General features: G+C 39.1%; 14 protein-coding genes. 3 read left to right on the top strand and 11 right to left on the bottom strand.

The genetic code is table 11. From position 1 onward, the window contains the following. Positions 1 to 114: 114 nt before the first annotated feature. From GSF09_RS13490 to GSF09_RS13455, 8 genes are all read right to left on the bottom strand, one after another. Complete coding sequence (locus GSF09_RS13490; protein WP_159802356.1) at positions 115 to 843, bottom strand: DUF4369 domain-containing protein; 729 nt, start codon at positions 841 to 843, stop codon at positions 115 to 117. Between the two features lie 99 nt (positions 844 to 942). Further along, positions 943 to 2,805 carry a T9SS type A sorting domain-containing protein gene (locus GSF09_RS13485; protein WP_159802354.1) on the bottom strand — a complete coding sequence of 621 codons (1,863 nt, stop codon included), beginning with the start codon at positions 2,803 to 2,805 and terminating at the stop codon, positions 943 to 945. 88 nt (positions 2,806 to 2,893) lie between these two features. Continuing rightward, a complete protein-coding gene (locus GSF09_RS13480) occupies positions 2,894 to 3,190 on the bottom strand; it encodes a hypothetical protein (RefSeq protein ID WP_159802352.1) in 297 nt (98 codons plus the stop codon). A 103-nt stretch (positions 3,191 to 3,293) separates the two neighbouring features. Next, positions 3,294 to 3,566 (bottom strand): TIGR03643 family protein, encoded by a 273-nt coding sequence (locus GSF09_RS13475; RefSeq protein WP_159802350.1) that lies wholly within the window; start codon positions 3,564 to 3,566, stop codon positions 3,294 to 3,296. A gap of 114 nt (positions 3,567 to 3,680) precedes the next feature. Continuing rightward, a complete protein-coding gene (locus tag GSF09_RS13470; RefSeq protein ID WP_159802348.1) occupies positions 3,681 to 4,034 on the bottom strand; it encodes a DoxX family membrane protein in 354 nt (117 codons plus the stop codon). Positions 4,035 to 4,054: 20 nt separating this feature from the next. Then, positions 4,055 to 4,960 (bottom strand): DMT family transporter, encoded by a 906-nt coding sequence (locus GSF09_RS13465; RefSeq protein WP_159802346.1) that lies wholly within the window; start codon positions 4,958 to 4,960, stop codon positions 4,055 to 4,057. A gap of 78 nt (positions 4,961 to 5,038) precedes the next feature. Further along, positions 5,039 to 5,443, bottom strand: a complete 405-nt coding sequence (locus tag GSF09_RS13460; RefSeq protein WP_159802344.1) for a DUF2721 domain-containing protein — start codon at positions 5,441 to 5,443, stop codon at positions 5,039 to 5,041. Positions 5,444 to 5,480: 37 nt separating this feature from the next. Beyond that, entirely contained in the window at positions 5,481 to 6,083 is a 603-nt protein-coding gene (locus GSF09_RS13455) for a YigZ family protein (RefSeq protein ID WP_159802342.1), read from the bottom strand. Between the two features lie 93 nt (positions 6,084 to 6,176). Between GSF09_RS13455 and GSF09_RS13450 the strand changes: the two genes are divergently transcribed. Then, a complete protein-coding gene (locus tag GSF09_RS13450) occupies positions 6,177 to 6,617 on the top strand; it encodes a hypothetical protein (protein WP_159802340.1) in 441 nt (146 codons plus the stop codon). Between the two features lies 1 nt (position 6,618). Here the strand turns inward: GSF09_RS13450 and GSF09_RS13445 are convergent, their stop codons facing one another. Then, positions 6,619 to 7,236 (bottom strand): HAD-IA family hydrolase, encoded by a 618-nt coding sequence (locus GSF09_RS13445; protein ID WP_159802338.1) that lies wholly within the window; start codon positions 7,234 to 7,236, stop codon positions 6,619 to 6,621. Continuing rightward, positions 7,229 to 8,275 carry a bifunctional diaminohydroxyphosphoribosylaminopyrimidine deaminase/5-amino-6-(5-phosphoribosylamino)uracil reductase RibD gene (gene ribD / locus GSF09_RS13440; RefSeq protein WP_159802336.1) on the bottom strand — a complete coding sequence of 349 codons (1,047 nt, stop codon included), beginning with the start codon at positions 8,273 to 8,275 and terminating at the stop codon, positions 7,229 to 7,231. The genes GSF09_RS13445 and ribD overlap by 8 nt, the downstream gene beginning before the upstream one ends. A gap of 77 nt (positions 8,276 to 8,352) precedes the next feature. On the opposite strand from ribD, the gene prmC reads away from it, so the two are divergent. After that, positions 8,353 to 9,198, top strand: a complete 846-nt coding sequence (gene prmC / locus GSF09_RS13435; protein WP_159802334.1) for a peptide chain release factor N(5)-glutamine methyltransferase — start codon at positions 8,353 to 8,355, stop codon at positions 9,196 to 9,198. A gap of 3 nt (positions 9,199 to 9,201) precedes the next feature. Here prmC and GSF09_RS13430 read toward each other — a convergent pair whose 3' ends face one another. Next, on the bottom strand, positions 9,202 to 10,443 hold the full coding sequence (locus GSF09_RS13430) for an ABC transporter permease (RefSeq protein WP_159802332.1): 1,242 nt from the start codon (positions 10,441 to 10,443) through the stop codon (positions 9,202 to 9,204). Between the two features lie 120 nt (positions 10,444 to 10,563). Here GSF09_RS13430 and hisS point away from each other — a divergent pair, with 120 nt between their 5' ends. Beyond that, entirely contained in the window at positions 10,564 to 11,931 is a 1,368-nt protein-coding gene (gene hisS, locus GSF09_RS13425; protein WP_159802330.1) for a histidine--tRNA ligase, read from the top strand. Positions 11,932 to 11,939 lie beyond the last annotated feature (8 nt).

The following is an 11,939-nucleotide window of genomic DNA, read 5'->3' as shown; positions in this document are numbered from 1 at the left end:
AGCTGGCTAGAGCAGCTGATTTGTAATCAGCAGGTCGTGGGTTCGAGTCCCTCCATCGGCTCAATAAAAAAACCGCTTAGGAAACTAAGCGGTTTTTATTTTTTCAGGCCTTTTTTATTTCATGTTTTCGGCTTCGCTTTTTTTCCTGTCCTCAACATATTTTGTAAGCATTTTTCCGTAATGTGATTTGGCCACCTCAGGACTCATGCTTTTACGAATGGTGTCCAGGTATTTTATATTGGCATCATAAATTTCGGATAGTGCCAGGTAAGGTGCCACCTCATATTTTGAATTGTTAAGCGCAAAGTTGGCAGTATAAAGGTAACGCCTTTTTAAAAGGTGGTCAGCTTTTTGCTCAATGCTGTCCAGCATCTTTACATCACCCTTTTTTGCAGCTTCAAGGCTCTTCTCTATCAGGTCGAGTTTATCGCCGTTAAAACGGTTCCTTATCTTTACATAATCCTCATAAACCTTTTGGTTTTCGGAACCCGTTATTTTTGCCTTGGCAAAAAACTCCTCATTACTGCTTTCTATCCTCATATTGCCCGGTTCGGCAAAAAAAGGCAGGTTATTATCAATAGAGTTGGTTTGCCCCCTGTCTAAAAACAGGTACAGCATTTCCGGTGAATCCAGTTTTATATGGCTTTCAAAAGATGATTTACCGTTTATAATTATAGTGTCAATGGCAACCAGTGCTGTATCTACTACTTTTTGTATATATAATTTGCCCTTTTTAAGCCCTTTTATATTACCGGTAATGTGCAGGTTGGCATCGCCATAATCTTTTTTGTTACATGCCGTAAAAACAGCAATAACCAATAGTGCAGAAATCAGTCTTTTCATAAATAGTAAAGCGTTAAAAAATTTCCGCAAAGTAATAAAATTAAAGTTTATGGTTTAAGCTGTATAAAACAAAAACTGCCGTAAAGGCAGTTTTTGTTATTAATTCACAATAAGTTTTTTTACAACCTTTTTGCTATTGCTGCCGGCTGCTTCAATCAGGTATGTCCCGGGAGATAAACCCGAAACATCAATATTAAAATTATTAGCGGGTATATCTGTTTTATCTATTAGCAGTTTACCTGTAATGTCATATATTTTTAATGCTTTTAAAAGGCTGCCATCCATTAAATTTACAGTGATTATATTATCTGCGGGGTTTGGATAAACAGTAAAAGCATTGTTTTTTACATCATTTATACTTAGTGCATCTACAAATTGAGTAATAAAGGTATTAGTTACAATTGCCGGGTTAAAATCAAAATATATATAAGCGGTATTTTGTATTTCATCACCTGCTGTTATGCCTGCTACGGGCTTCACGCGAAAATGTACATAGCCATTGCTCCCTTCAGGGTCAGTTCCTTCGGGAGGTAATTGTATATTGCTAAACGTCCATGTGAGATTATTACCCATTCTTTCCATTACATAACTATGGCTGCTTCTTATCATTTCTACACTTTCGTATACCAACTTATCTGCTAATTCATCCTGAATTACCACTGTTCGTGCATTGGCAGTTCCTGTATTTTGAAAACGTATGGTGTAGTACAAATAATCATCAGGGTTAAATTCGTCTATATTAATCTGTTTACCGTGTGATTCAAACTTATCATTAGGGTCATAAGAGCCGACAATTATTTGTGTAAGTTCAGAGGTATTGTCAAGCGGGAATATATCATTATTCAACGTTATTAAAGCACTATTGGTTACGCTATCGCCAAGATTTACAGTAGGTATTGCCGGAGTATATAAATCTATAATTATTTGCTGCGGGTTGTAAGGCTCAAGGTTTGAAAAATTATATTCAAAGCCGGTTGGTGTAATGGTAGCCCCGGTTTGTGATATGGATGATATTGATAATACAGGGTCTTTTTCAAAAGTTATAGTTCCCGATATGGGCTGGCTGCCTTTGTTAATATAATGCAGTACAATTTTATTATCGAATCCTGCAAGGGGAGGCTCTGCCGGAATAATGGTTACACTCAAGTCATTATAATCCTGTGCTACCGTAACAGGGAAATAATAGGTTTCAGAAGCTATATTGCCAGAAATTTGGATATTAGAATAGGAGGGAACAGAAACAGAATAATAGGGTGCATACTCCGGTAATAATTGATAGGTTATGTTATAGGTATTATTTATGTCCTCATCATAAATAGTAAAAATGCCATTGGGCGCATAACCGTTACGGGTTATTCCGCCCAGGTTTTGCTCGTAAACAAACTCCCCTAAATTAAAGCCTTTTTCACCGGCATCTAAAATATTGTTGTTATTTGAATCTAAAAATGCGTTAAGCCTGATACCCGAACATTCCATTATTCCTTCACTGGCAGCATCGTTAATAGTTATATATCCTTCTACATTTTCATAATTTGTAACCAATAACAAATAATACTCCCCCGCCTGTGCATTGGGTATGCTTAAAGTTTCGGTAGGGTAAGGGGAATAGCTGCAGTCAAAAACGGTAGCACCCATATCATTGCATCCATCTTCCACTGAATTGAATGGGCCATAACAAATATAATCTACATCTATTTCATTTCCTGTTAATGAGTGCTGCTCAATTATAAAATTTAAATCTCCACTTTGGCTTACAGGCAGATAAAACCAAAAAGGGTTTCTCCATTGTCCAAAGCATCCATAATTTCTTTCGTCATTTTCTTCAGGATAAACATTTACAGTATTACTGAAAGGCTGCCCTAAAGAACCACATAGTGAAACTGCCTGTTCGCAGGTTGTATTTTGGGAAAACCCCTTCAGGCAAAAAATAATAAAGGCTAATAAAAGTAATTTCTTTTTCATATAATAAAAGGTTTGGTTTTATTAATGATGGCATAATAAAAAAAAGGTTGCGTATAAAGCAACCTTTAATTAGGAATTATCCTATAATTTAATCTTCCAGCAACCTTTTAGCAATCTTTAAGTTGCTTTTATTAATAAAGTCAACAATAAAAACACTTATGTTAAACTGGGGATTATTGTTTTTTCCCGAAAGCCTTTCTGTAACAGGTATCTGTTGTTTTTTGTGCTTTATGGTATCACTTTTAACCGAATTATCATTATTGTTTTTTTCAATGATGGCAATATGCATTTTTGCTTCCTGGGCCGGTGTGGCAGCCTTATCACTGCCTTTTGCCATAGCTGTGGCTCCACAGGCTATACATATAAGTAAAAATAGTTTTTTCATATGGATGGTTTTATAGTTACATATAAGTAGAGTGAATGAGCTTTTTGTTACAGGCAAAATCAAAAAATTAACAAAAACTCCCGCTTTTATTGCGGGAGCCTGTTTAAAATTTATTTTTAATATAATACTTTGAGTCTAAATCATCATCATCAAAATTATTAATGGGCTTAGGTTTTGGCTTTCGTGCCGCCACTTTTTTCTTCCACATTTCAAAATTGTCAGCCGACAATTTTTTTCGCATAATTTCGGTTACTTCTTTTTCAGATAAGCCAAATTCTTTTTTTATTTCTTCAAAAGGCTTTCTTTCTTCCTGAGCCAGCGTCACAATCCTGTCAAGCGCTTCTCTGTCCAGTTCCATGCGGTTACTCTTTTTCATCTACTGAAAAATTAATCAGATTTTATTTTTATTTAAGATTAGTAAACCAATATTAATAAAAAAAATCATTTGATTTAAAGTGTCGCAGCATTTTTTAATATTTTTTTAAAAATATTAGATATAAAGCCATGCCCAGTAAATTAAAGCCAGTTGCAAAGGAAGCCTTGCAACCAGTATCCATTTGGGTATCTTCATTCCTGCTTTAGTATTTGTCAGCATATATACATTGGCCGGAAATACAACAATAAGTAAAATAATTATTCCAACAGCAGCCCATTTTGTTAAGGCAGGAAATAAAAGCATAACCCCCAAAACCACTTCTGCCACGCCGCTTAAAATTACAAGTGCCCTGCGTGCAGGGAAGGCCGGCGGTATAATACGCTCATACATTTTAGGCACCCTGAAATGGTTAATGCCCGCTAAAATGTATAGCAGGGCCATTACATAAAGGTGCCATGGTAAATTCATGAAAAGTGTTTTTACCAAAGTTAGTGATTCTGCCCTTTGCTTTTATTTTTTAAATTCATTATAACTATTGCCGTAATGATGAGGGCTATGCCGCACCATTGCAGGGCAGTAACTTTTTCATCCAGTATAACAAAAGCCATCATTACAGATACCGGAAGTTCCAAAGATGATACAATACTGCCCAGCCCGATACCGGTATATGGAAAGCCTGCATTAAGCAGCATGGGTGGTATTATTGTGCCGAAAAGGGAAAGTAGTATACCCCACTTTAAAAAGATGTCAACATTATAAGTACCTGTCCAGGTAAAAAGGGCAAAGCCAAATACAATAACCGCACCACCCAAGAGCATAAAAAGGCTGCGTTGTGCAGAGGATAGGTGTGTGGCTATCCTGTTTGAGGTAAACATTGTGGTAGTGAAAGAGGCAGCGGCCAATAGCCCCCAGCCAATTCCACGCCAGTCGGGAAAGGTTGTGCTTTCAATAAGGTTGGTAGCCAGCGCGGTACCTGATAATACTATAAGTACTGCTATTATTTTTCTTCCCGAAGGGAATGATTTTGTTAAAATGGCTTCAAGCACCACGCCCATCCACACGGTTTGCATAAGCAGCACTATGCCTATGGAAACAGGGATATACTTAACTGCCAGGTAATAAAAAATACTGGTAAGCCCTAAAGATGTCCCGGCAAGCATTAACTCCGTTATACTTTTCCGTGATGCCTTTACAACCGCAGCACCCTTTTTCTTCCTTTGGAAGGCATTTATTAGCAAAATGCCAATAATGCCTAATATAAATTGAGATGAGGTAACTTCGGCCGTAGTGTAGCCTTCGCCATAGGCAAGCTTTACAAATGTAGCAAGCATACCATAACTTGTAGCGCCCAGCCCAACTAAAATTACTCCCTTTAATATATTGTTTTCATTCATTCCCTTAAATTTTAAAAAGCGGGCAAAGATAAGGCATTGTTTGCTATTACTGTACCTTTGTTTATATATAAATAAGGGTTAACTTTTTTTGGCTTCCTCTAAAAGGTCGCTTAAATGTACACGCAAAGCAGTAACCGAAATGGTTATTTCCCAAAAGGAAATAGCCAGCGATGCCAGCATAAGCAATAGGCTTGCGCCAAACATATAGGCTCCCCAGTCTGTAATTTCAAAAAACAGCAATGCCATAGAAAATACCGAAAAGAAAAGGCTAAGCACACCATACATCTGCATGTGGCGTATAAGGGTGAGCCTTAGGTTAAGGTTTTTAATTTCCAGTAATATGCTTTTGGTTTTGTCCTGCTCATAGTTTTTTTTCAGCCCGCGCACTATTGAGGCTATGGTAAGGAACCTGTTGGTATAGGCGAGTAATATTAAAGAAGTTGCCGAAAATAATAAGGCAGGTGTTTCGAGGGAAAGCATCATGGTTAATGTGTTTAATGTAAATGTATAAAGAAAATACTTAAACCTTTACAGTTACTTCATACAGGTTTTCTAAAACTTCAAGTACTGCTTCAGCATTTTTTTTGCGGGTACTAATTGTTATTTCGCAGTCCATTTCCATTTTTTGGGAAATAATTTCAAGGTTTTTTTCCTTAATTACCCGCATTACTTTATTCATATTTTGGTAGCCAAATTTCAGCGTAAAATAAACATCAATGGTTTTTTCTATAATTTCTGAAGCTTCCAATGCCATTTGTGCGGAAGCCCTGTAGGCGGAAATAAGCCCTCCCACACCTAGCTTTACACCTCCAAAATAACGTACCACAATTACCAGTACATTGGTAACTTCAAATGACTGTATTTGCCCGTATATAGGCATGCCTGCAGAATTATTAGGCTCGCCGTCATCATTGGCCCGGTAATAAACCTGTTCAGTTCCTAACTGGAAAGCATAGCACCAGTGCCGCGCAGAATGGTGTTTCTTTTTTACCTCTTCCAGTATTGCCTTAACCTCGTCCTCATCTTTTACAGGAAAAGCATACCCAAAAAATTTGCTGTTCTTTTCCTTATAAAGTGTTTCTTCCGATGGGGCTGCGAGGGTTTTATATATGTCTTTATCCAAAGCAATGGGTTTACACCTGCAAAGTTAGGCAACTTATTAAAAGATGGAAAAAATTGAGTATTATTGTATAGCAATATACAATAGTAAAACAGTATGAAAACAATAAAAACAGCCTTGCTTTTATTAATAGCTTTTACACTGACAAACTGTGGACAGAAACAGGAACCCAAAGAAAAATACTGCGGTATTGAAATTTCGGGTTTTGAAGTTATTGACCTGAAGGCAATAGGAGATAAAGGGTTTAATTATACTGAAGAAGGCAGAAGCACCGAAAGGGGCCTTACAGCAGAACTTAATGCACTGTTTGACAATACCAAAAATATAAAGGTAATTTTCTTCATGAAAACCGATGATACAATCGGGATGTATATTATGGCACCTGATGAACAGCAGGTAGTGGAGAAAATAAGCTGCCATATTTTAACCAATACTTTTAACGGAAGGCTGCCTGAAAACAGGAAGCTTTTATTTTATACCGATGCACATGATACATTGGTAGCTGCCATTAAAACAAAACCGAGGGAAAAGCAGTAACCTAAGCCTCGTCCAGCGAAATGATTTTTTTATCGAAAAGTTCCGTTACATCCTCTTCACCTTTTTGGATGTTCCATACCTGAAAGCCAAGTTCTTCGGCAGCGTCGGTATTAAATTTTTTATCGTCAACAAGTAATGTACGCTTGGGCCGTATGTCGTGGTTATTAACCAGGTAATTATAAGCTCCGGCATCCGGCTTGCGCACCCCTATTTCGTGCGAAAAATATACCTTTTCAAAACATTGGTAAAAATCACTGTAAAAGGAGGCTCCTGCATCCTGTTCAAATTTTTCAATGTGTATTGGGTCGGTATTGCTTAAAAGGAACAAGCGGTAGGATTCGGTTAACTTCTGTAAAAATTCAAGCCGGTACAACGGGAAGTCCTCAATCCCGGCATTCCATGCTTTTTTAATAGCCTCAAGCGAAGCATTGTTTGTATATATTTGGATTCCTTTTAAAAATTCCTCTTCTTTAATGTGGCCGGTTTCCAGTTTCTTTTCAAGTTCTTCCAGTTCAGTATTCCAGTCTTTAAGGCCAAGTGCAGTCAGGGCATTATCTTTAGCCTCTTTGTTTTTGTTTATAAATACATCGCCAAAATCAAATACTATCGTGTTAACCATAATTCCTGAAAATTAAAAGTTCATCGTTCATTATTTCCTGCCTTTTAATAGGGGCGGCAGTAAATTTAGGTGCTTCCGTACCCTTAGTAAAAACAGCCTGCCCTTTAAAAACCCTCGCTTCATCCCAAAGGCCGGCATTAATAAATGCCTGTAGGGTTATGCGCCCACCTTCCACAATAACAGATTGCAGGTTGTAGCGGTGCAGCACATTACAAACTGCAGGCAAAAAGCCGTCATCAAGTGGCACAACTTCATAAGCCAGGTTCTCTAAATTAGGAAAATTGGCTTTTTCGGTCAAGACAATTGTTTTTATTTTATGATTTTTAACAGAATGATTGTCCCCGATTTTGTTTTCCCTGTCAATTATAACCCTTACAGGGTTGGGCCCTTTCCAGTCGCGCACATTTAGTTCTGGGTTGTCGCTAAGTACAGTTTGCGTCCCTGCAAGTATGGCCATTTCCTCGCTGCGCCATTTATGCACAAGCTGGCGCGAATAGGGATTTGTTATCCATACTGGCCTGTTGTCCGGTTTGCTTTCAGGGCTGATGAAACCATCAGCACTTTGTGCCCACTTTAAAATTATATACGGACGCTTTTTTTCGTTAAACGTAAAAAACCTTTTGTTAAGTTCGCGGCACTCCTTTTCAAGTACGCCTACAATAACATTTTTCCCGGCTTCCCTCAATTTTTTTATTCCGTTTCCGGCAACCTTTTCGTGTGTATCTGCAGTGCCGATTACAATATTTTGTATTTGCTGGCGTATAATAAGGTCGCAGCAGGGCGGTGTTTTGCCATAGTGGCTGCAGGGTTCCAGGCTGACGTATAATGTAGAGTTTGGAATAAGATGCCTGTTTTCCTCAGTTACAGAATTAATACAGTTTACCTCCCCATGTGGCCCCCCATAGGGCGAAGTAAAACCCTCACCAATAATACTGTCATTATATACCAGCACAGCCCCTACAGATGGATTGGGCATGGCAGCCCTTAAGCCTTTTTCTGCAAGTTCCAGGCAGCGAAGCATGTATTTTTCGTGGTTCATGGTATGGTTTAAGCTGTAAAGTTACAAATTACAGGTTTACCCGCAGCAAACCCGCACAAATGTAATAGCTTTGCAATATGAAGCTTAAAGAGTACCGCACCCGTTTTATTTCCCGCCTTGCAGAAGTTTATGACATTGTTGAGGCAGAAAGCCTTTTTTCAATAGTATTAAAAGAGTTAAAAGGCTGGGGTAGGGTTGATTTAGCCATGAATCCTGATGTATCACTAACCACAGTTGAACATCAAAAGTGGGACTTAGTTTTAGAGCAGTTATTAAAGCAGGTGCCTATACAGTATATTTTTGGAAAGGCTCATTTTTATGGAATGGAGTTTGAAGTATCGCCTTCCACGCTTATACCGCGGCCTGAAACGGAAGAGCTTGTGGAGATGGTAGTGCATGAAAACAGGCAGAAGGGAAAAATAAAAATACTGGATATTGGAACAGGAAGCGGATGCATAGCCGTTTCGCTTGCCAAAAACCTCCCGACGGCACAGGTATTTGCTATTGATGTATCGGCAGGTGCACTTGAAGCGGCAAAAAGAAACGCTGCCCATAATAGTGTTGAGGTTACTTTTTGGCAAGAAGATATCCTTGCTTTAAAAAGTCTGCCGACTCAGTTTGATGTTATAGTATCCAACCCGCCTTATGTAAGGCATGTTGAAAAAGCGGAAATAAAGCCTAATGTGCTGGAGCACGAACCACATCTTGCACTTTTTGTGGAAGATACCGATCCTTTGCTATTTTACAGGAAAATAGCCGGGTTGGGCAAAAGCGCACTCAACAGCAACGGGAGGCTGTATTTTGAAATTAACCAATATTTGGGTAATGAAACTGCTGCGTTGCTAGAAGATTTAGGTTATAAAAATATAGCGCTAAAGAAAGACCTTTTCGGTAATTACAGGATGATTTCCTGCTCTGTGTAGGCTTTATTCGTAACGCAAGGCTTCCACAGGGTCCAGCCTTGATGCCTTTACTGCAGGGTATGAGCCTGAAAATATGGTTACAATTATAGTGGTTGCCATCGCAGCAAAAATTGCCACCCAGGGTATTGGAAAGGTTGCCCCCATAAGTACAGAAACCAAAAAGCCTGTCAGCAAACCGAGTATAAGCCCAAGCAAACCACCCATAAAACTAATGATAAGTGTTTCGGTAAAAAACTGCATGGCTATGGTGCCGCGCCTTGCGCCAAGCGATTTTCGCACGCCAATTTCGCGTGTCCTTTCAGTAACGGAAACAAGCATTATGTTCATAAGGGCAATAGAGGAGCCAAATACAGTTATAATGCCTATAACCCACGCTGCAATACCTAATGTCTGCGTTTGTGATAATAAAGATTCTATCAGCTCATCACTGCGGGCTATACCGAAGTTGTCTTTTTCAACCGGGTTAAGCCCACGCACGCGGCGCATGGTTATTATTGCCTCATCTACGGCAGAATCAAACATGTCCCGGTTACCTACCATAACCTTTATTTCGTAGTCAATATTAGGTGCGGTAAAAAGTGAGCGTGCCAGTTGTATAGGTATAATTACCCTTAAATCCTGCCTGTTGCCAAATGTTGACCCCTGTTCTTTTAAAACACCTATCACCTTAAAGCGTGCCCCGCGTATGGATATGGTTTGGTTTATAGGGTTCACGTCTTTAAGCAGCCCTTTTTCAAAATCGGAACCTACAACACATACATAATTATTGTTATCTACATCAAAATTATTAAAATTACGCCCTTTGGTAGTTTCCAGCCCTGAATTGGGGATGAAATATTCATCGGCTCCCAATATGGTTATTTCGGGATCTGTTTTCTCTGCTTCATGTTTTACCTCGGCACCGCTTGCCGCTACAAATGATAAGGATACTGTTGATGTAGGAAAGCTGTATTTTTCCTGAAACTCCCTTGCCTGCGGATAGCTTATAACAGGGTTAACCTTAGCAGTGTTGCGGTTGCGGCCTATCTGCTCGGAGAAATCATACCTGCTTATGGAAAAAGTGTTGGTTCCCATAGAGGCAAAATTTCCTGTTACAGTGCTTTCCAGCACAGCAACAGCCGCCAGTATACCTACAAGCGCCCATATTCCCAAACCGATAATCATTACTGTTAGTATGGTGCGCAATAACTGGCTTTTAATAGAGCCGAAAGCAATTTTGGTATTCTCCCTGAAAAGGTTAAACATCAGATAAAATTTTTATGCCACTAAAATACATAAATTGTTTTAAGTATAGCTTTACCGGCTGCCAACTTTAAAGCTTAAGTATTGTTATATTTGCATTATAATATATAAGTTGAATAACAAATGGCACAAAAACCGGGAATACCAAAAGGGACAAGAGATTTTTCACCAGCAGAGGTGGCTAAGCGTCAATACATTATTTCTACGATTAAGCATCATTTTGAAACTTTTGGCTTTCAGCCTATTGAAACCCCTTCATTTGAGAATTATGATACCCTTATGGGCAAGTATGGCGAGGAAGGAGACAGGCTTATATTTAAAATTTTAAATTCAGGCGACTATCTTGCCAAGGCTGATGAAACACTGCTTGCCAATAAAGACAGCCAAAAGCTTATACCGCATATATCTGAAAAGGCACTTCGTTATGACCTTACTGTGCCCTTTGCACGTTATGTAGTGCAGCACCAAAATGAGATTGAATTCCCTTTCAGGCGCTACCAGATACAGCCTGTGTGGCGTGCCGACAGGCCGCAGAAAGGACGTTTCAGGGAGTTTTACCAATGCGATGCAGATGTGGTAGGTTCCGCTTCTTTATGGCAGGAGGTAGAACTTGTATTGCTTTATGACAGTGTATTTACATCACTTGGCTTAAAAGGCGCTGCTATAAAAATCAACAACAGGAAAGTACTTTCGGGCATAGCTGAAGTGATAGGAGCTAAAGATAAACTGATAGATTTTACCGTTGCGCTTGATAAACTGGACAAAATAGGTGAGGAGGGTGTAAAAAATGAAATGCTGGAAAAAGGGATTACTGCAGATGCGATTGATAAAGTGCAGCCTCTTTTTAATTTTACCGGCAGTACCGAGGAAAAACTTGATAAGCTGGAACAACTGCTGGCCTCTTCGGCAGAGGGTATGAAAGGTGTGCAGGAATTGCGTTTTATTTGCGAAAATGTAAAAGCTGCAGGGCTTGGCCAGTCGGTGCTTGACCTTGATGTTACGCTTGCCCGGGGGCTTAATTATTATACAGGAGCTATTTTTGAGGTTACGGCACCAGGTGTTGCCATGGGCTCTGTAGGTGGCGGGGGAAGGTATGACGACCTAACCGGTATATTCGGGCTTAAAAATATGAGTGGCGTTGGCATATCTTTCGGGCTGGACAGGATTTACCTGGTGCTGGAGGAACTGGGCCTTTTCCCTGAAACGGTTACTGAGAATACAAAAGTACTCTTTATAAATTTTGGAGATAAAGAATCATTATATGCCCTTAAAGCCATACAAAAACTGAGGAACATTGGCTATAAGGCAGAACTGTATCCTGACGCTGCCAAAATAGGAAAGCAATTTCAGCATGCGGATAAAAGAGGTATTCCTTTTGCAGTGCTTACAGGCGATGAAGAAATTAGCAATAATTTATTTACTATAAAAGACCTTAAAACAGGAGAACAGCTAACACTGCCGTTAGAAGATTTAATCAGTAAGATAAAATAAAAAATCCC

This window comes from Flavobacterium sp. MK4S-17 (assembly GCF_009848495.1).
GTDB lineage: Bacteria > Bacteroidota > Bacteroidia > Flavobacteriales > Flavobacteriaceae > Flavobacterium.
Note: the sequence above shows the minus strand (reverse complement) of the source record. Positions and strands in the feature narration are given on the sequence as shown.